Here is an 18,554-nt window from a genome sequence, read left to right on the forward strand (position 1 = left end):
ATGCCGCGCAGTGTGCAAACGGCCCCCCCTGCAGCCCCTGAAAAGTCGCTCACAAGGCTACCCACGCCACCTACGGTATCCATAATCGATACCCATGAGCACCACCGCCGATCTCGTTGCCGCCCTGAAAAAGGAACTGAAAACGGCCCAGATGACCTACGCCGACCTGGCGCAGGCGCTGGGCATGGCCGAATCCAGCGTCAAGCGCATGCTGGCCAAGGGCGACATGCCGCTGTCGCGCATCGACGCCATCTGTCGCGCGCTGGCACTGGACTTTGCCGACCTGGCCCGCCGCGTGGCCGACAGCCAGCCGCTGCTCAAGGAACTGAGCCACGAGCAGGAAAAGGCCGTGGTGGCCGACAAGAAGCTGCTGCTCATGGCCATCTGTGTGCTCAGCCAGTGGACGCTGGAGCAGGTGACCGGCTACTACCGGCTGACCGAGGCGGAAGGCATCAAATACCTCGCGCAGCTCGACCGCATCGGCATCATCGAGCTGCGCCCGCTCAACCGCTACCGGCTCAAGCTGGCCAAGACCTTCCGCTGGCGCCCGCACGGACCGGTGATGAACTACTTCCGCGACCACGCGCTGCTGGACTACTTTGCCGGCGGCTTCGACGGCCCCGGCGAGGGCGTGCTGCTGGTGCACGGCAACATCAGCCGCGGCCTGGCGCCCGCCTTCATGGAGCGCATGCAGCGCGTAGCGCAGGACTTTGCCCAGCAGCACCTGGCCGACCAGAAACTGCCCGACCGCGAGCGCGAGGGCTACACCCTGCTGCTGGCCATGCGCAGCTGGGAGTTCGAGGCGTTTGCGCTGATGCGGCGCTGAGCGGCGGCATCGCGCCAATTGCTATCTTTTCAATAGCTGCTTGCACTTTACAGACAAGCTCTAGCGGCCAAAAACTCTTCCGCGTTCCACCTGCCATGCTGGCCCCCATTTCCAGTGGGCCTACACTGCCCGTTTGACGCCGCTAACAAAAATAACTATTCTTTAAATATCAAATTCGGCACATTTAAAGATAGCAAATGAAAACCACGCGCCAGCAGCAAGAGGCCACCCGCCGCCAGATCCTGGCCAGCGCGGTGGACCTGATGACCCGCCAGGGCTTTGACGGCACGACGATGAAGGACATCGCGCGCGCGGCCGGCATTGGCGACGCCACGATCTACAAGTACTTTCCCACCAAGGACCGCATCGTGGTGGGCTACCTGGACGACGCGGTGCAGCAGGCGCTGGACGCCACGCTGCAGACGCCGGGCTTCGCCGGCTACCAACTGCAGGAAAAGCTGCAGCGCCTGACGGACGCGGTGCTGGAGCACCTGCTGGCCGACCGTGAATTCGTGGCGCAGGTGCGCACGCTGGCCCAGCGCTCGCCCCTGTCCATGCTGGCCGAGCCGCTGGCTGCGCGCCAGCGCCTGCGCGAGGTGGTGGCCGGCTTTCTGGAAGCCGCCGAGGCCAGCGGCGAGATCGAGCCCTGCGATTTCAAGGGCGTGGCGGGCAGCCTGTACACCGACTACCTCGCCGGCGTGGTCACCTACTGGCTGGGCGACACCTCCGACGAGTTTGCCGACACCACGCAGCTGGTGGACCTGTCGCTGGGTGTGCTGGTGCAGACGCTGCGCAGCGGCCTGGTCAACCGGGTGCTGCAGCTGGGCGGGTTTGTGCTGCGCAGCCAGATGGCCCGCCTGGCCCAGCACCGCAGCGGGCTGCTGGGGCTGCTGCAGCTGGCCCGGCAGACGGTGGGCAGCGCTCCGCCCCCCGAGCGTCCTGGCGCAGGCACGCCGCCAGCGCCGCCCCGCAAACCCCGCGCAGCACGGCCAGCCACCCCCACGGGCAAAAAACAGAAGGGCACCCCATGACCACGACCGCGACTCCACAGCCTGCACCCGCCGTGCACGCCACGCAGGTGCCGCCCGGCACCGCCATCCACGCCACGCTGCCCGGTGCGCACTTCTTCGATGCCTACGAGGTGGCCGACCGGCACCCGGAGCGCCCGGCCCTGCAAGCGTGGCTGGACGTGGCCGCGCGCACCCCAGCGTGGACGCGCGCGCTCATGGCCGTGCGCAACAAGGCCGTGCGGCTCGTGGGCCTGAAGGACCTGGGCCAGCTGCACGACGGCTACCCGCCTGCCAGCGGCCGCGCGCTAAACGACGCACGCAGCTACCGGGTGGGCGACCGGGTGGGCATCTTCCGCATCCGGCACCTGAGCGACACGGAGGTGGTGATGGGCCAGGACGATCGGCACCTGGACGTGCAGGTCTCCATCTGCAAGCGCGCAGCAGCCCCGGGTGCCGCACCCACGGTGGTGCTCAGCACCGTGGTGCACATTCACAACCTGCTGGGCCATGCCTACATGGCGGTCATCACGCCCTTCCACCGCGTCATCGCCCGCGATACGGCGCGGCGCCTGGCACAGCATGGTTAGCGACCGCGCCCCGCGCACCGGCAAACTGGCCCGCAGCGCCATCACCGGCCTGGCCGCCGCACGCATCGGCATGGCTGAGGTGGGGCACCGCACCCGCCGCCGCACGCCCGCAGCCCAGGCCGAGCACGAGGCCGCCGTGGGCCGCATCCTGTTTGGCGCGCTGGGGCAGTTGCGCGGCTCGGCGCTGAAGGTGTCGCAGCTGCTCAGCATGCACCCGCAGCTGCTGCCCGAGGGGGTGCGGCGCGAACTGGCGCGCGCCCACCACCAGGCCCCGCCGCTGAACCGCGCGCTGGTGGGCCGCGTGTTCCGCCAAGCTTTCGGCCAGGAGCCCGAGGCGCTGTTCGACCCGTTCGAGCCGACCGCGTTTGCCGCTGCCAGCCTGGGCCAGGTCCACCGTGCCGGGCTGGCCGGCCACGGCACAGTGGCCGTGAAGGTGCAGTACCCCGGCATCGCCGGCACCATCGCCAGCGACATGCAGCTGGTGCGCGGCGTGCTGCGCACCCTGTCCCACACCGACCTGCCCTTGCCCGAAGCGCCTGTGGTGCAGGCAGTGATGGACGAGATCGAGGCCACCTTGCTGCGCGAAGTGGACTACCTGCAGGAGGCGGCGCAGCTGCAGTGGTTTGCGCAGCACGCGGCACAGCTTGGCGTGGTGATCGCACAGCCCGTGCTGTCGCACACCCGGGCGCAGGTGCTCACGCAGCAGTACCTGCCCGGCCTGCCGCTGCAGGCCTGGCTGGCCACGCAGCCCAGCCAGGCGCTGCGCGACCAAGCCGGGCAGCGCCTGTGGGACTGGTTCCTGCACTGCACCTTCGTACTCGGCAGAGTGCATGCCGACCCGCACCCCGGCAACTTCGTGTTCACCCCGGAGGGCGCGGTAGGGGTGCTGGACTTCGGCTGCACCCGCGAGTTGTCCGTGCCGTTCCGCCAGCACGTGGCCAGCGCCTGGTCGGCCCTGCTGCGGCCGGCCGGCGATGCACAGCGCGATGCGCAGGTGCTGCGGGCCTACCAGGCCCTGGGGCTGGCCCGTCCGGACCTCACGGCACAGACCTACGCGCGCGACATTGCCCCCGTGCTGGCCGAAATGCAGGCCTGGCAGGTGGAGCCGTTCACCCAGCCGGTGTTCGACTTCAGCACCAAGGCCCCCGTGCCCCTCACCCCGCCTGCGCACCAGCGCGTGCTGGGGGAGCATCTGGTGCAGGTGCCGCGGGAGATGCCCGTGTTCGAACGCATGTGGATGGGCCTCATGCACCTGCTCACCCTGCTGGGCGCGCGCGTGGACACGCACGACCCCCACGTCCACGGCCCCGGGCCGCAGTCGCCGGCATGAACACCGCACTGGTCCTGGCGGCTGCAGGCCTCGCAGTGGTGGGGGCGGCCCACTCGGTGCTCGGCGAACTGCGGGTGTTTCGCCCGCTGCGCACGCGCGGCATGGTGTCCACTGGGGGACAGCCGGTACTGCGCGAACGGCAGGTGCGCATCCTGTGGGGCTGCTGGCACCTGGTCACCGTGCTGGGCTGGGCCCTGAGCGCGCTGCTGTGGCGCCTGGGCACCGTGCCGGCGGACCCCGACCTGGGCGCCTGGGTGGCCGACGTGGCGGGCGCCGCCACGCTCGCCAGCGGCCTGCTGGTGTTCTTTGCGACGGACGGCCGGCATCCTGCCTGGGTGGCGCTGCTCACGGTGGCCGCCCTCGTCTGGTGGCGCTGACCCGGTGGCGCCGGCGTGAAAAATTTCACGGAATCGCGGCCTCACGCCCGGTCGGGAAACACTACGTCACAAGTCTTCGCCAAACGCCTACACCGGCTTGACAACCCGCACGCACCATGAAGGCTCCGGTTCCGCAAGGAATCACTTGTCAGACGCCTCGGACACGTCTCCAGAACCCTTGTGAGAACGTTGAAGAGGCGCCAAGGAGACCACCATGCACCGCAATGCAATCGCCGCTGTTTCCGTCGCCCTGCTGTCCGCGCTGGGCACCGCCACCGTGGCGCAGGCCCAGACCAGCGCCGCCGTCGTGATCCAGTCGGGTCCGCCCCCGCAATACCGTCCCGCCGCACCCGTCGTCGTCCAGTACGGGCCGCCGCCCCCGCCCCGCCACGAAGTCGTTCCCCATCCGCGCCGCGGCATGGCGTGGGTGCCTGGCCACTGGGAATGGCGCGGCCACCGCTACGTGTGGCTGCAGGGCTACTGGGTGAAGGCCCGTCCGGGCTACTACTACCGCGAGCCCCGCTGGGTGGAGCACGGTGGGCGCTGGGAGATGCGACCCGGCGGGTGGGACCGGGATGGCAACGGCGTCCCGGATCGCTACCAGCGGCCGCACGACCGCGACCGCGACGGCGTCCCTAACCGCTACGACCGCAACCCCGACAACCCGTATCGCCGTTGAGGCCTGCACCGTAGCCGGCGCGTGGGCGCCTCAGTCCACGCGCAGCACGGCGGACCCGAGCCCCGCAAAGTCCGCGACCACCTGCGCGCCGGGCGCCACCAGCACCGTCCCCGTGCACGAGCCGGTGGTCACCCACTGGCCTGCACGCAACCCGCCCAGGCTGGCAGCGCCGCTGTTGGCCAGCCACACCAGCAACCGCAAGGGGTCGCCCGCAGGGTTGCTGCCGGCGGCGTGGCGCACCGCCGCTTCGCCATTCACCCACAGGCAGACCGGCTGTTGCAACGGCCGCACTCCCGCCACGTCGGCCGACCCGCAGCCCACCACCAGGGCGCCATGGCAGGCCTGGTCGGCCAGCCGGCTCCACTCGCCTTGTTGCGCCCAGGCGGCAAACCGGGTGTCGCACACCTCGATGGCTGCGCGCACCGATACCACGGCGGCCAGCACCTCTTCCGGGCGGTACGGCGTGTCCCGGGGAGGCAGGTCGGCGCCCAGTTCATAGACCAGCTCCGCCTCCACGCCGACCACCGCAAAGTCCGCGGCCGCTAGCCGGACGGCCGGCGGCTCTCCCTCGCCCACCCACACGGAATCGCGGGTGAGCGCCGCACGCGCGGGTGGGGCCACGGGGCTTGCGGCCCCGACCTTCCAGCCGGCCACCTCGCCCCGCTCGCGCACCACGGCGTCCTGCACCGCATAGGCCTGGGCGGCATCGCGCGGCCGCAGCCCCGCGGGCAAGTCCAGGGGCCGGGCCATGCGCCCCTGGCGCGCCATGGTCAGGACGGCGGCAGCGGCAAAGGCATCAAAAGCGGTGTCGGGCATGGAAGGGATCCAGGAATACGAGGCGCAGGCCGTTGGGGCGAAGGGAAAGGTGCGACGGATTATGGCGACCCGGCACCGCCCGCATCAGCAACGATTGCCACCCATTAGCGCGGCGAGATGCCTGCCGGCTCCGCAGCGCCTCCTAGAATCGGCCTCGCAGGAGAGCACGCGGCACCGTCCGCGTCACCGAAGGCGCAAACTCCCATGCACGCTCAGGTTCCGTACTGCATCTTTTTCACAAAGCCGTCTGGAGAGACGCCACCGCCCGCCGGGCGCGGCGCACCGAAGGAGCAAGCCGCAGCCCGGGTGGGTGAGCGGTGAATCTCTCAGGTACCAAGGACAGGGGGAGCGGCAGCTTGGCGGACGCGCGCCAGCTGCATTGCTATCAAATTGATAGCTGCTTGCGCATATCCATCAAGCGCCAGAGCCCAGAAAGGCTTTGAAAATCATGCGCGTGATCGTTTTGGGTGCCGGCTTGCTCGGCGTGACTTCGGCGTATTTCCTTGCACAGCGCGGCCACGAGGTGACCGTCATCGACCGCCAGGCCGCCCCCGGCGCCGAGACCAGCTTTGCCAACGGGGGACAGATATCGGTGAGCCACGCCGAGCCCTGGGCCAACCCGAGTGCACCGCTCAAGGTGCTGCAGTGGCTGGGCCAGGAAGATGCGCCGCTGCTGTTCCGCCTGCGCGCGGACCTGCGGCAGTGGCTGTGGGGCTTGTCCTTCCTGCGCAACTGCACGCCGGCGCGCACCCGCTACAACATCGAGCAGATCGTCAACCTGGGCACCTACAGCCGCAGCGTGCTGCAGCAGCTGCGCGCGGCCACCGGCATCCAGTACGACCAGCGCACGCAGGGCATCCTGCACTTCTATACCAATGCCAGGGAGTTCGACGGCGCCCTCGCCCCGGCCGAGCAGATGCGCGCGCTGGGGTGCGAGCGCCAGGTCATCAGCGCCGACGAGGCCGTGCGCATCGAGCCCGCCCTGGCCCACATCCGGCCGCAGCTGGCCGGCGCCACCTACACAGCCGAAGATGAATCCGGCGACGCCAACCAGTTCACGCGCGAGCTGGCCCAGCTGTGCGAAGCGGCAGGCGTGCAATTCCGCCTGGGCCACCACATCACCGCGCTGCGCGAGGTGGCAGGCCGCGTCGACCATGTGGAGGTGACCTGCCCCGAAGGCCGCTTCGAGCGCGTGCACGGCGATGCCTTCGTGCTGGCGCTGGGCTCGTTCAGCCCGCTGCTGGCCAAGCCGCTGGGCGTGAAACTGCCCATCTACCCGGCCAAGGGCTATTCGGTGACCATGCCCGTCAAGGACGCGCGCTTGGCGCACCAGGTGAGCCTGACGGACGACGAGTTCAAGCTCGTGTTCTCGCGCTACACCAGCGAACGCGGCGGTGACCGCCTGCGCATCGCCGGCACGGCGGAGCTGAACGGCTACGACCGGCACCTGAACCCCGTGCGCTGCGAGGCCATCGTGCGCCGCGTGGAGCAGCTTTTCCCAGGCGCGGGAGACACCGCGCGGGCGCAGTTCTGGACGGGCCTGCGCCCTGCCACGCCCAGCAACGTGCCGCTGATCGGCGCCACGCGCCTGGGCAACCTGTACCTCAACACCGGCCACGGCACGCTGGGCTGGACGCACGCTTGCGGCTCGGGCCAGGCCCTGGCCGACATCGTGAGCGGCCGGGTGCCGGAGGTGGACTTTGCCTTCCAGGGCGTGCAAGGGCGGCGCCCCGGCGCGGGCCTGCTGCCGTCGCGCACGGCGGCCTGAGCGGCCTGAGCGGCTTGAGCTGCCGGCCTGCCCGCTGGCAGGCGCCCACCTCACGCGCAATGCCCGGCCACAGCGCGGAGCGCCGGGGCGACGCTACTCGGCCGCGCCCGTGGCGTTCGCCACAAAGCGCGCCACGGCCTGCATGTCCGCCTCGCTCAGGCGCTCCGCATACGAGGGCATCACACCGATGCCCGCCTTCAGCGCGCGCAGCACGCGCGCGGCGTCGGGCTTGAGCTCGTCCAGCACCGGACCCACCTGGCCTTCGGCGCCCGCGGCCTGCAGCGTGTGGCAGGTGGCGCAGGCGGGCTGCAGGGTGGTGAACAGCTCCTTGCCGCGCGCCAGTTCCGCGGGGTCGGCGGCGGTGGCCGCCCCCGCCCCCAGCAGCAGCGCGCTGCACAGCGCCGGGCGCAAACGGGCCCCCGTCATCCCACCGTGAGCGTGACGGCGTGGTCGCGCCAGCTGGCGTTGTTGTAGCCGCCCAGGTTTTCCTCGCGCTGCTCGGCCTGGACGTTGCCCGCGGTGTCGGTGGCGCGGCTGGCCAGCACGTGCGTGCCCGCCTCCAGGCGCACCGGCACGGCAAACTGGCGCCAGGCGAAGGGGCCCAGGTCCGGGCCGATCAACGGCGCCGCCTGCCAGGTCTTGCCGCCGTCCACGGACACCTCCACGCCCTTGACGCCGCGTGTGCCGCCAAAAGCCACGCCATGCACCTGCACCATGCCCGGCTTGAGCGGCCCCTTGTCGGGCAGCGGGCCGTTGATCCAGGATTTCACGCCCATCTCCCACACCGACGGCTGGTCGGGGCTGGCCTTGGTGCCGGGCGGCGACATGCGATAGCCGTGCGACATGATGCGCGCCTGCGACTGTGCGGCGGTGAAGGCCACGCGCTTGACGTACTTGATGTTGTTCACGCCCTGGTAGCCGGGCACCACCAGGCGCAGCGGGCCGCCGTGCGCCAGCGGCAACGGCTCGCCGTTCATCTCCCAGGCCAGCAGTGCATCGTCTGCCGCCTTGACCGGCACCGAGCGCTCCACCAGCACCGAAAGCGGGTCCACCCCCTCGGGCAGCTTTTCGCCGCCGGTTCCGGTCAGGTAGGCCGCGCCTTCCGCCAGCCCGCCCAGCGCGGCCACCACGCTGCGCAGCGGCACGCCGCTCCACACCACGCAGCCCGCAGCCCCCACCGTCCAGGGCGTGCCGCTGGGCTTGCTGGGGAAGAAGCCGCGGCCGTTGCCCGAGCATTGCAGCACCGTGGCCACGGTATCCACCCCCAGCGTCTTGAGTTCGGCCAGCGTCAGGCTGCGGGGATTCCGCACGCCTTCGACGGAGACGGTCCAGGCGTCCCGGTCCTGCAAGATGGCGGCGTCGGGCGCCGGCAGGTTGTTGCGCACGTACAGCTGGCTGGACGGGGTGATCACGCTGGTGCCAAACGCCGAGCGCCGCGTCTCCAGCGTGCTGGAGCTGTGCAGGATCAGGGCGTCTTGCGACTTCCAGCCAGCATAGGCCGGCAGCGGCTTGGGCGCCGCGGTCTGCGCAGCGGCGCGCCCGGCCCAGCTCGCCAGGCCTGCGGCGCTCAACGCGGCGGCACTTCCGGCCAGCAGGTGCCGGCGTGCAAGGGTCATGGAATCTCTCATGGGTTCGGTCTCCGAAAAATGGGGATCAAAAGAACCACGCAACCAGCAACACCCGGCGCTCCCGCCACGGCCGGTGGGCACCGGGCAGGCCCCTCCTCTCTCTGGCATTGCAGCTCCGCAGGGGAGTTGCATTCTGTGGGCGAAGGGTCTGTTTTCGTGCCGGCGGCGCATGTGAGTAGATGTAATAAAAACAAACGGCCTGAAACATTCGTGCACGGATAAACAGCCTTTGGCAGTATCCCGGCCCATCACAGGAGACTTTATGACTGGCCATGGCAGACCTCTCGGTACCCGGATGTGGGCGGCGGCTGTGCTGCTCGCGGGGGCGGCATGCAGCGCCCAGGCCCAGCTCACGGTGGTGGTGGCGGTGGAGCCCACCGCGAAGAAGGCGGCGCACACCATCGTGCGCAGCGCGGCGGAATCCGGGCTGTCCCGCGCAGCGGGCCAGCCGGTCACCGTCACCGCCAGCGAGGACCTGGCCGACGTGATGCGCGCCACCCGCAGCGCGGGCTTCGACGTGTTCATCGGCCCGGCCCAGGTCGCGGCTTCCGCGCTGCAGCGGGGCTACGAACTCGTGGGCGCGACCCAGAAATCGGACCGGTACCTGCTGGTGGCCGTGCCGCAAGTGGAATCGGTGGCCGCCATGCAGGGGCGCAGGCTGTACCTGCCGCAGCAGGATTCCGTCTACACGTACATGGCACGCGGACTGCTCAACGAGGCCGGACTCTCCTTGCAAAGCCTGCGCAGCGTGCAGTACGAGAAATTCCCGCAGGCCGGGCTCACGGCCCTGACGCTGAGCACCGCCGACGCCACCGTGGTGCGCGAGGACGAATGGGCCGAATGGTCAGCAGCCCATCCCAAGGCGGCCCATGTGCTCGCCACCTCGCAACCCGTGCCGGGGGGCTTCTCGGTCGTGGTCAGGAAAGACCTTCCCGCCGACACCCGCGGCAAGCTGGCCCAGTGGTTCGGCACGGCGTCCTCGGGTGCCGGGCTGGCGGCGGTGGCGGTGCGGCCGGACCCGGGCGAATACCGGCGCGTGGCCGAACTGGGCCTGTTCACGCCCGTCAGCCTGCCCGGGGTGAACCGCGTGAGCGCCAAGGAAGCGCAGGACCTGCTGGCGCGCGGCGCAGTGCTGGTGGATACCCGCACCGAAAAGGAATACAAGGCCAAACGCATCCGCGGCGCCGTGCTGGCAGCGTACGTGGAAAAGAGCCTCAAGGACGTGGCCTTCAACGCGGCGCAGGATGACTTCCAGTCGCTGGACAAGCTCACCCAGCTCGACAAGGCCAAGCCCGTGATCTTTGCCTGCAACGGGGCCGAGTGCTGGAAGTCCTACAAGGCCGCCAAGGTCGCGGCATCGCGCGGCTTCACCTCGGTGCACTGGCTGCGCGGGGGCTTGCCGGAATGGGACGCGCAGGGGCTGCCCACCGAAGGCGGCTGACCTCGCCATAGCCTCGTTTGCCGCGGGGCACCGCGCTCCTGGCCCCAGTTCCCTACAATCAGCGCCTTCTCAACACCCAAGGGCACGTTCGGCGCCCTTTGTATGGAAATCGCATTACTGTTCGCTCTCATCCTGCTCAACGGCCTGTTCGCCATGTCCGAGATTGCCCTGGTCACGGCACGCAAGGCGCGGCTGCAAAAGCTGATTGATGAGGGCGATAGCAGCGCCGCCGCGGCCGTGAAGCTCGGCGAGGACCCCACCCGCTTCCTGTCCACGATCCAGATCGGCATTACCTCGATCGGCGTGCTCAACGGTATCGTCGGCGAAGCCGCGCTGGCCGCACCGCTGGCCGGCCTGCTGGAGCGCCTGGGCGTGCCGCAGCCGTATGGCGGCTACGCGGCCACCGCGCTGGTGGTGGTAGTCATCACCTATTTCTCCATCGTGGTGGGAGAGCTGGTGCCCAAGCGCATCGGCCAGTCCTACCCGGAAACCTTTGCACGCCTGGTGGCCCGGCCCATCAACTTTCTGGCGGCGGCCACCAAGCCGTTCGTGCTGCTGCTGTCCACCTCCACGCGCACGCTGCTGCGCCTGCTGGGGGTCCGGGAAACCAGCGGCAGCCCGGTGACGGAGGAGGAAATCCACGCCATGCTGGTGGAAGGCACCACGGCCGGCGTGATCGAATCGCACGAGCACACCATGGTGCGCAACGTGTTCCGCCTGGACGACCGCCAGATCGGCTCGCTGATGGTGCCGCGCAGTGACGTGGTGTGCCTGGACGTGGAGGCGCCGTTCGAGGAGCACTTGCGCTGCATTGAAGAGTCCGACCATGCGCGCTTCCCCGTGGTGCGCGGCGGCATGGACAACATCCTGGGGGTGGTCAACGCGCGCCAATGGCTTTCGCGCGCCCTTCGCGACGACGCCCGCAAGCTGGCGGACCAGCCGCTGCAGACAGCGCTGTACGTGCCCGAGACGATCACCGGCATGGAACTGCTGGACAACTTCCGCCTGTCGGACGTGCACATGGCCTTTGTCATCGACGAGTACGGCGAAGTGCAGGGCATCGTGACGCTGCAGGACCTGATCGAGGCGATCACGGGCGAATTCCAGCCCCGCGACCCCGAGACCTCGTGGGCCTTGCAGCGCGAAGACGGCAGCTGGCTGCTGGACGGCCACATTCCCGTGCCCGAGCTGAAGGACCGGCTGGACCTGGACTCCGTGCCCGAAGAGGAGCGCGGCCGCTACCACACCCTGAGCGGCATGATCATGCTGCTGACCGGCCGCCTGCCCAAGGTGACCGACACCGTGCAGTGGGAAGACTGGAAGCTGGAAGTGGTGGACATGGACGGCAAGACCATCGACAAGATCCTGGCCACCCCGCTGACCGAGGCGGAGAAGGCGCAGGCCCAAGGCGACGCATCGGCCCCTTGACCCGCCCCTTGACCCGCCTCTTGATCGGCCACCGCTGACGCCCTGCCAGCGCGCCCGGCTTCAGGCGTTCCAGTCCTCAGCGGCCTGCCGGGTCCGGCGCCGCATCCACAAACACCGTGAGCACGCCGGTGTAGCCGTACAGGTGGTGGTGCGCAATCTCGCCGCCGGCAAAGAACCCCACCAGGGGGACCTCACCCAGCGCGTGGCGCACGATCTGCAGCTCGGCGCTGGGCCCGCCAAAGTGCGGGCCGCCGCGGCCTGAACAGCTCACGTACACCGCACCGCAGATCTGCCGCGCCGTAGGGCGTTCACCCGGCGCGTGCTGTGGCGCACGGGCCAGCGCGGCACGCTGTGCGGCTCCACCGCCCAGCGCCGCGGACGCCAGGGGCGCTGCTTCAGGCTCCTCCGGCGCCAGCTCTTCCCGGATCTCGGCGCAGATGCGCATCAGGTCGGCCCGCGCCGCCGCCACGTTGCGCTGGCAGAACGCGAGGTGCATGCCGGCTTCCACCGGCTCGGCGAGCGCCACGCCGCGCCGCGCGCCGTCCAGCCCGATGATGTGCCGCACGCGCGTGTCGGCACCGAAATGGCCGGTGCGGCGCTGGCCCTGGGGCTGCGCGCCCGCGTCCACCAGACCGGCCAGCGTGGCGCGGACCATGCGCAGGGCCGGCTGGGGATCGCCCTCCAGCGTCACCTGCAGTGTGTCCAGCAGCACGTCCAGCGCCGGCTCGTCGTCCAGCTCCAGCACCAGGTTGTCCTGCGCCTGGGTGATGGTGTGCAGCGGCCCCACCGGCTGGCAGCCCTGCGTGACCCGGGACAGCAGCGACACGCCGGCCCCGAACGCCACGCCCGACAGGCCGCCTCCGAAGACACCGCTGGCCGCACCCTGCCCGGCGATGTTGCCGTTTCCGCCCACTGCAAACTGCACGCTGGCGCCCCGGCTGGCGCTGACGCCGCCAAACAGGTACCCCGTTTCGGTGCGCGCCGCCATTTCCGTGAGCAGGCCGGCCAGATCCGGTGTGGTTCCGTCGGCATGCACCAGCGCCGTGTGGGCGGTGAAGGCGCCGGGATCCCGGTGGGGCGGGTGCGCGGGCAGCGGGGCGACCCCTGAGAACACGCGGTACTGGTCGGCCGGCACGTCCAGCAGCATCACCGACAGGGCGGGCTCGTCAAAGTATTCCGCGTTGCAGGCCGACACGCCCACGCCCACGGTCCCGCTCCAGTCGGTCACCTCGGGCAGCTCGCTGCTGAGGTAGTCGAGCAGTTCGCGGGCGTCGCCGGCGTAGTGGTCGGTGATGTACACCAGGCCCAGCGTAGGCGCCGCGGCGTAGCCGGGCAAGGCCATCTGCGCACGCAGCTGCGCCAGCACCAGCGCGGCGGCCATGCGCCATTGCGGGTGCGTGGCGTGGCCCGTAGGAAAGAGTTTCATCCGGGTCTCCCGAGGTCAGGCTGGCTGGCGGGCAGCGCCCGGGGGGCGCCAGCCGCAGGCGGCTTCAGCCGGCGCGCTTACGCGCCGTGCTGCGCGTGGTGGTGGATTTCTTGGCAGCAGCGCCGCGGGCCGGCTTGGCGCCCGAGGCCTTGCGTGGCGCGGTGCGCTTGGCCGTGGCGGCCCGGCCGGCAGGGGCGGCCTTCTTGGCCGCACCGGCGGCCTGCGTGCTCTTGGCCGCAAACTGGCTGGCCATGCCGGAGGCGGTCTTGAGCGCCTCCTTGGCGAAGCCGGTGGCCATGTTCTTGGTGGTCTCGATGGCCGTCTGCTTTGCCGCGTCCTTCATGGCATTGGCGGCAATCTGCTGGAACTGGCTGGTCAGCGCGCCCCACCATTGCATCGGGTCCACCACGGGGGCGGCGGCCGTCTCGGCGGCCTTGCCCCTGCGCGATTTTCCCGGGGCTTTCGGGGCTGCGGACGGCGCGGCCGCCTCGGCGTCCGCAGGCTCGTCGCCGGCCTCTTGCGAGGTCGCGGTCGCGCGTGCAGCGGCGCGTGCTGCCGCCCCGGCCACGGCGTCGGCGGCGCCGCTGACCGTGTCGGCGGCCTTCTGTACACCGCTCATCACGGTATCGGCCGTCTTGAGCTTGAAGGCGTTGGCCACGTCGCCCATGCTGAAGTTCATGCCCTTGAGCGTGGCCAGCGTCATCTTCTGCACTTCCAGCGCCTGGATGGTGGCGGCCAGCGCCCGCGAGTTCTGCTCCAGCCAGAACTGCACGGCCTTGAGTTCCTCGATGCGTTTTTCCAGCTCTTCGACGTTGATCGTCGGCGCCACCCAGTTGGAGAGATGGGGCAACTGCGGGATGCTGCTGGTCGCCCCCTTGGCCAGGTTTTGCAGAAAATCGAACCCGGGGACGAACTTGCCGAAACCGAAGGCGCTGGATGTGTTGTCACTCATGGCCGCTCCAGGAGGTGGTCTGTGGTGGGGGCACAGCTTACTCCAACCTGCACGGCCGCGGCAGGTGGCATCACCCCTGCACACGGGCGGCGTGCCGCCCCTTGCGCGGGGCCTTTCAGTGCTTGTGGCCGTTCATCATCATGCCGCCGGCTGCAGGCGCGCCCGCCGGGGGCGTGGCCGCCACGGGCACCGTCAGGCTCAGGCTGCTTTCGCTGCCCTTGGCGTCCTGGAACACCAGCGTCACCGGCACGGTGGTGCCGCTGGCCAGCGGGGCCTTGAGGTCCAGCAGCATGACGTGGTAGCCGCCGGGCTTGAGCTCCACCGTCTTCCCGGCGGGCAGCTCCAGCGACGGCACGGCGCGCATCTTCATCACGTCGCCTTCCATTTTCATTTCATGCACTTCGGTCACGCCGGCCGCGGGCGATTCGGCACGCACCAGGCGCGCCCCGTCCTTGGCGGTCAGGCGCATGAAGGCGCCGGTGGCCTTCTGGCCCTGCACGCTGGCGCGCGCCCAGGCGCCGTCGACGGTGACCGGGGCGGTGGTTTGGGCATGACCGGGCAGGGTCGCCAACGCCGTCACAAAGGCGCCAGCAAGGGCGGCGGAGTGGATCAGTTTTTTCATGGTGAAGAATCCTTGGGTCAGGGAGGGATGTCGCAAGATCGGGAACAAAGCGTTTTATAGGGTCATATTCGGCCCTGACGCTTATGCACAAAGCGCAAGCAGCTATATTTTTTATAGCATTCTGCAAAGCCAGGGAAGGCGGTTTTTTCCGCCTCGGGCGCTCAGGAGGATGGCATGGACCGCGCAGGGCTCGCCAGCGGTCTCCAAAGCCGCCGGCGGACTTCCCGCAGCGCCGGCCGCCATCAGGAAGGGCGCCTCAGACCAGCTGCGGCGGGCCGCGAGGCGGCAGCGGCGCAGCAGCGCGGACCGCCAGGGGGGAGTCAGGAAGCGGTCGCACAGCGCGCGCAACCGGCCCCGCCCCCGGCTCCTGCGGCCGGGCAGCGGGCGGCGGCGCGCCGAGGGATGCGCACAGCGGACAGTCCAGCGTATGGCCCGGCACCTGCTGGGCGCCGTCGCCCGCCTTCACCACCAGCTTGAAAGCCCCCGCGCCGGAGCAGACCAGCTCCAGGGCCTGCGGGCGGACCATCGGTGATGCCGTGGCCACGCCGAGCGTCAGCACAAACCACGCGAGCACCAGCCGGGTAAGCCAGCGGCAGCTGCGAAGGGTGTGCGCTAGGGGGGCGGCCATGGAAATTCGATTGTAGGGGCGGCTTTCACCAAGGCGTCCCCGGCCCCGCCCTTCCATGACGCAGGTCATGTGCGCGACGCCCGGTGCGGTGCCTGCGGCCTACGATGGCGCCCTTCCCCTCACCCTCTCAACCAAGAGCCTTCAGGAGACACCATGCTGACGCTTTGCGGATTTTCAGCCAGCAACTACTACAACAAGGTCAAGCTCGCCCTGCTCGAGAAGGGCGTGCCTTTTACCGAAGAGCTGGCCTGGGTCGGCGAGACCGATCGCTCGGCCAGCCCCTTGGGCAAGGTGCCCTACCTGCGCACGCCGCAGGGGCCGTTGTGCGAATCGGGCGTGATGGCCGACTACCTGGAGGCCGCCTACCCCGCGCAGCCGCTGGTGCCCGCCGACCCCTTTGCCGCCGCCAAGGTCCGCGAGCTGATCACTTTTCTGGAGCTGCACCTGGAGCTGGTCGCCCGCAATCTCTATCCCCAGGCCTTCTTCGGCGGCAGCGTGAGCGAATCCGCCCGCGAGAAGATCGGCCGGCAGCTCGAAAAGAACATCGCGGCCTTTGCCCAGCTGGCCCGGTTCAGCCCCTTTGTGGCCGGCGACAGCTTCACCCTGGCCGACTGCGCCGCCATCGTGCACCTGCCGCTGGTCAGCTCGGCCACCAAGATCGTCTACGGACGCGACTTCCTGGCCGACCTGCCGGTGCGCGACTATTTGGCCCGCATGGGAGAGCGCCCCCACGTGCAGCGTGTCAACGCCGACCGCAAGACCAACACCGCCGAAATGCTGTCCCGCCCGCCCAAGCATTGAGTCGCCCCCGCGGAGTCATGGGCCTGCGGCGGCAGGAAGGCTTGACTTCCGTCAACGCCCACCGGCACCCACGGGCGCACCATAGGGCTATTGCACCTTTGGAGACACGCATGGATTCCACCCAAGCCGCCCCGTTCCGCCAGCAACTCCTCGCGCAGCGCGCCGCGCTGCTGGCGCAGTTGGCCGAACAGCGGGGCGGCGCCGTCGGGCGCGCCGAGGCGGCCGCCAACCATTTCGCGCCCTCCGAGGATCCCCGGGCGCAGCAGGCCACCGAACGGGAGCTGGAGTTCGCCATCGACGAGCACGAAACGGCCCACCTGGCCGCCATCGTGGCGGCCCTGGAGCGCATCGAGGCCGGCACGTACGGCGAGTGCACCGACTGCGGCGCAGACATCGCCCGTGCGCGGCTGCAGGCCACCCCGGAAGCCGCGCGCTGCCTGGCCTGCCAGCAACAGGCCGAGCAGCACCACCGCCCCGCTTGAGCCCTCCGCACACCCTCGCCCTTGCGCCAATGCGACGCAGGGCGGGGAGCACCGGGCTGTGCCGGCTGGCCGTAGAGCCTTGGCGCCCTGGGCGGCTGCTATCCTTGACAGCCTATGCGCAGCCTTTTTCACCTGGCCTTTCATGTGACCGACCTGGACGCCGCCCGGCGCTTCTATGGCGGCGTGCTCGGGTGCCGAGAAGGCCGCAGTACCGACACCTGGGTGGATTTCGATTTTTTCGGCCACCAGATCTCCCTGCACCTGGGCCGACCGTTTGAAACCACCCTGACCGGCCGCGTAGGCGACCACCTGGTCCCGATGCCGCACCTGGGTGTCATTCTGGAGCTGCCGGACTGGCAGGCCCTGGCGGCCCGGCTGCAGGCCGCGGGCACCGCGTTTGTCATGGAGCCGCAGGTGCGGTTCGCAGGGCAACCCGGGGAGCAGTGGACGATGTTCTTCCGCGACCCGAGCGGCAACCCGCTGGAAATCAAGGGCTTCCGCTCGCTGGACACGGTCTACGCCCGATGAGCTACACCTTTGCCTCGGCCACGATCCTGCTGCTGCTGATCACCGATCCGCTGGGCAACATCCCCATTTTTGCCAACGCCTTGCGCGGCGTGGCGCCTGAGCGGCGGGCGCGCGTCATCGTGCGCGAGGTGCTCATCGCCTTTGCACTGCTGCTGGCGTTCCTGTTCTTTGGCGCCCAGTTCCTGCGGGTGATGAACCTGAGCGACCTTTCGCTGCAGATCGCAGGTGCCGTGGTGCTGTTCCTGATCGCGCTGCGGATGATCTTTCCCACCGCGGCCGGCCCCGAGACGGACCCACCGGGCGAACCGCTGATCGTGCCGCTGGCCATCCCCGCCCTGGCGGGCCCCTCGGCCCTGGCCACCGTGATGCTGCTGGTGGCGCAGGCCCCCGAACGGCGCCTGGAATGGGTGGGTGCGCTGTGCGTCACCATGGCGGTGTGCGCCGTGGTCCTCCTGCTGGCCGAGCGCATCCAGCGGCTCGTCGGCGAGCGCGTGGTCATGGCGTTCGAGCGCCTGATGGGGCTGATCCTGGTGGCCATTGCGGTGGAGATGCTGATCCGCGGCATCAAGCAACTGGCCCACCAACTGTAGCGGTACGCCCACCCGGCGTGGCCGGCCATTTCCGGCCACGGGCGCGCGCTCAGCGCCGCTGCAGCAGCGGCACCGCTCCCAGCGCAAACACGGAATTGGGCACGCCCACCCGTGCCATCAGCGGCCGGGGCTTCGCCGGGAGCTTCTTGGAGGCAGCGGCAGGTGCGGCGGCGGCCTCTTCCACTGCCACCCCTTTGGCCAGCTGCTGCTCCACCAGGCTCTGGAGCGTGACCGACTGCAGGTACTCCAGCACGCGCGCGTTGAAGCTGGTCCACAGCTCCCCGGTCATCGAGCGCACGCGCGCCGCCTGGCCGGATTCCAGGCTCTGCAGGTCGTCGGCCTTGAGGTTTTCGACGGCCAGGATGATGTCCGCCACCGAAATCTGCTCCGGGTTGCGGGCCAGCGTGTAGCCGCCGCCGGGCCCGCGCGTGCTGTCCACCAGCCCGGCGCGGCGCAGGCCGCTGAACAGCTGCTCCAGGTAGGACAACGAGGTCCCCTGGCGCGTGCTGATCGTCGACAAGGCCACAGGCCGCGCCTTCTGGCGCAGCGCGAGATCGGTCATGGCCGACACGGCCAGTTGTCCTCGGGTCGTAATCCGCATGGTGCTACTCCTTATGGCATCGGGCGGTCCGTTC

The 18,554-nt window shown here is 69.8% G+C and carries 21 protein-coding genes and 2 riboswitches; of the genes, 13 read left to right on the top strand and 8 right to left on the bottom strand.

Features of this window, described 5'->3' with window-relative positions; genetic code table 11:
* Positions 1 to 94 precede the first annotated feature (94 nt).
* From LWW96_RS18540 to LWW96_RS18565, 6 genes are all read left to right on the top strand, one after another.
* Entirely contained in the window at positions 95 to 826 is a 732-nt protein-coding gene (locus LWW96_RS18540) for a helix-turn-helix transcriptional regulator (RefSeq protein WP_291489341.1), read from the top strand.
* A gap of 197 nt (positions 827 to 1,023) precedes the next feature.
* A complete protein-coding gene (locus LWW96_RS18545; protein WP_291489342.1) occupies positions 1,024 to 1,857 on the top strand; it encodes a TetR/AcrR family transcriptional regulator in 834 nt (277 codons plus the stop codon).
* A complete protein-coding gene (locus tag LWW96_RS18550) occupies positions 1,854 to 2,423 on the top strand; it encodes a DUF2867 domain-containing protein (RefSeq protein WP_291489343.1) in 570 nt (189 codons plus the stop codon). The genes LWW96_RS18545 and LWW96_RS18550 overlap by 4 nt, the downstream gene beginning before the upstream one ends.
* Positions 2,416 to 3,753: an AarF/ABC1/UbiB kinase family protein gene (locus LWW96_RS18555; protein ID WP_291489344.1), complete on the top strand. Its 1,338-nt coding sequence runs from the start codon at positions 2,416 to 2,418 to the stop codon at positions 3,751 to 3,753. The genes LWW96_RS18550 and LWW96_RS18555 overlap by 8 nt, the downstream gene beginning before the upstream one ends.
* Positions 3,750 to 4,130: a hypothetical protein gene (locus tag LWW96_RS18560; protein WP_291489345.1), complete on the top strand. Its 381-nt coding sequence runs from the start codon at positions 3,750 to 3,752 to the stop codon at positions 4,128 to 4,130. The genes LWW96_RS18555 and LWW96_RS18560 overlap by 4 nt, the downstream gene beginning before the upstream one ends.
* Positions 4,131 to 4,344: 214 nt before the next feature.
* Positions 4,345 to 4,809: a YXWGXW repeat-containing protein gene (locus LWW96_RS18565; RefSeq protein WP_291489346.1), complete on the top strand. Its 465-nt coding sequence runs from the start codon at positions 4,345 to 4,347 to the stop codon at positions 4,807 to 4,809.
* A 30-nt stretch (positions 4,810 to 4,839) separates the two neighbouring features.
* Here LWW96_RS18565 and LWW96_RS18570 read toward each other — a convergent pair whose 3' ends face one another.
* Entirely contained in the window at positions 4,840 to 5,625 is a 786-nt protein-coding gene (locus LWW96_RS18570; protein ID WP_291489347.1) for a fumarylacetoacetate hydrolase family protein, read from the bottom strand.
* 147 nt (positions 5,626 to 5,772) lie between these two features.
* Positions 5,773 to 5,862, top strand: a riboswitch (glycine riboswitch).
* Positions 5,863 to 5,978, top strand: a riboswitch (glycine riboswitch).
* 95 nt (positions 5,979 to 6,073) lie between these two features.
* On the opposite strand from LWW96_RS18570, the gene LWW96_RS18575 reads away from it, so the two are divergent.
* Complete coding sequence (locus LWW96_RS18575; protein ID WP_291489348.1) at positions 6,074 to 7,393, top strand: D-amino acid dehydrogenase; 1,320 nt, start codon at positions 6,074 to 6,076, stop codon at positions 7,391 to 7,393.
* A 93-nt stretch (positions 7,394 to 7,486) separates the two neighbouring features.
* Here the strand turns inward: LWW96_RS18575 and LWW96_RS18580 are convergent, their stop codons facing one another.
* Positions 7,487 to 7,819, bottom strand: a complete 333-nt coding sequence (locus LWW96_RS18580) for a c-type cytochrome (protein ID WP_291489349.1) — start codon at positions 7,817 to 7,819, stop codon at positions 7,487 to 7,489.
* Positions 7,816 to 9,021, bottom strand: coding sequence for a sulfite oxidase (locus LWW96_RS18585; protein ID WP_291489350.1), 1,206 nt, complete (start codon positions 9,019 to 9,021; stop codon positions 7,816 to 7,818). Before LWW96_RS18585 ends, LWW96_RS18580 begins: the two co-directional genes overlap by 4 nt.
* A gap of 262 nt (positions 9,022 to 9,283) precedes the next feature.
* Between LWW96_RS18585 and LWW96_RS18590 the strand changes: the two genes are divergently transcribed.
* Complete coding sequence (locus LWW96_RS18590; protein ID WP_291489351.1) at positions 9,284 to 10,462, top strand: rhodanese-like domain-containing protein; 1,179 nt, start codon at positions 9,284 to 9,286, stop codon at positions 10,460 to 10,462.
* Between the two features lie 102 nt (positions 10,463 to 10,564).
* A complete protein-coding gene (locus tag LWW96_RS18595; protein WP_291489352.1) occupies positions 10,565 to 11,890 on the top strand; it encodes a hemolysin family protein in 1,326 nt (441 codons plus the stop codon).
* 76 nt (positions 11,891 to 11,966) lie between these two features.
* On the opposite strand, the gene LWW96_RS18600 is transcribed toward LWW96_RS18595, so the two are convergent.
* The 4 genes from LWW96_RS18600 to LWW96_RS18615 form a co-directional block, all read right to left on the bottom strand.
* Entirely contained in the window at positions 11,967 to 13,316 is a 1,350-nt protein-coding gene (locus LWW96_RS18600; RefSeq protein WP_291489353.1) for an FIST N-terminal domain-containing protein, read from the bottom strand.
* Positions 13,317 to 13,380: 64 nt separating this feature from the next.
* Positions 13,381 to 14,268, bottom strand: a complete 888-nt coding sequence (locus tag LWW96_RS18605; RefSeq protein WP_291489354.1) for a PhaM family polyhydroxyalkanoate granule multifunctional regulatory protein — start codon at positions 14,266 to 14,268, stop codon at positions 13,381 to 13,383.
* Between the two features lie 115 nt (positions 14,269 to 14,383).
* Positions 14,384 to 14,890, bottom strand: a complete 507-nt coding sequence (locus LWW96_RS18610; protein WP_291489355.1) for a copper chaperone PCu(A)C — start codon at positions 14,888 to 14,890, stop codon at positions 14,384 to 14,386.
* 256 nt (positions 14,891 to 15,146) lie between these two features.
* On the bottom strand, positions 15,147 to 15,518 hold the full coding sequence (locus tag LWW96_RS18615; RefSeq protein WP_291489356.1) for a DUF2946 domain-containing protein: 372 nt from the start codon (positions 15,516 to 15,518) through the stop codon (positions 15,147 to 15,149).
* A 153-nt stretch (positions 15,519 to 15,671) separates the two neighbouring features.
* Between LWW96_RS18615 and LWW96_RS18620 the strand changes: the two genes are divergently transcribed.
* The 4 genes from LWW96_RS18620 to LWW96_RS18635 all read left to right on the top strand — a co-directional run bounded on the left by LWW96_RS18620 (position 15,672) and on the right by LWW96_RS18635 (position 17,919).
* The gene (locus LWW96_RS18620; RefSeq protein WP_291489357.1) at positions 15,672 to 16,319 is read left to right on the top strand and encodes a glutathione S-transferase; all 648 of its coding nucleotides are present in this window, start codon (positions 15,672 to 15,674) and stop codon (positions 16,317 to 16,319) included.
* Between the two features lie 110 nt (positions 16,320 to 16,429).
* Positions 16,430 to 16,801: a TraR/DksA family transcriptional regulator gene (locus tag LWW96_RS18625; protein ID WP_291489358.1), complete on the top strand. Its 372-nt coding sequence runs from the start codon at positions 16,430 to 16,432 to the stop codon at positions 16,799 to 16,801.
* A 114-nt stretch (positions 16,802 to 16,915) separates the two neighbouring features.
* Positions 16,916 to 17,329 carry a VOC family protein gene (locus LWW96_RS18630; protein ID WP_291489359.1) on the top strand — a complete coding sequence of 138 codons (414 nt, stop codon included), beginning with the start codon at positions 16,916 to 16,918 and terminating at the stop codon, positions 17,327 to 17,329.
* A complete protein-coding gene (locus tag LWW96_RS18635; RefSeq protein WP_291489360.1) occupies positions 17,326 to 17,919 on the top strand; it encodes a MarC family protein in 594 nt (197 codons plus the stop codon). Before LWW96_RS18630 ends, LWW96_RS18635 begins: the two co-directional genes overlap by 4 nt.
* Positions 17,920 to 17,968: 49 nt before the next feature.
* On the opposite strand, the gene LWW96_RS18640 is transcribed toward LWW96_RS18635, so the two are convergent.
* The gene (locus LWW96_RS18640; protein WP_291489361.1) at positions 17,969 to 18,520 is read right to left on the bottom strand and encodes an Rrf2 family transcriptional regulator; all 552 of its coding nucleotides are present in this window, start codon (positions 18,518 to 18,520) and stop codon (positions 17,969 to 17,971) included.
* Positions 18,521 to 18,554 lie beyond the last annotated feature (34 nt).

The sequence above is a fragment of the Acidovorax sp. genome (assembly GCF_021287135.1).
Classification (GTDB): domain Bacteria; phylum Pseudomonadota; class Gammaproteobacteria; order Burkholderiales; family Burkholderiaceae_C; genus Acidovorax.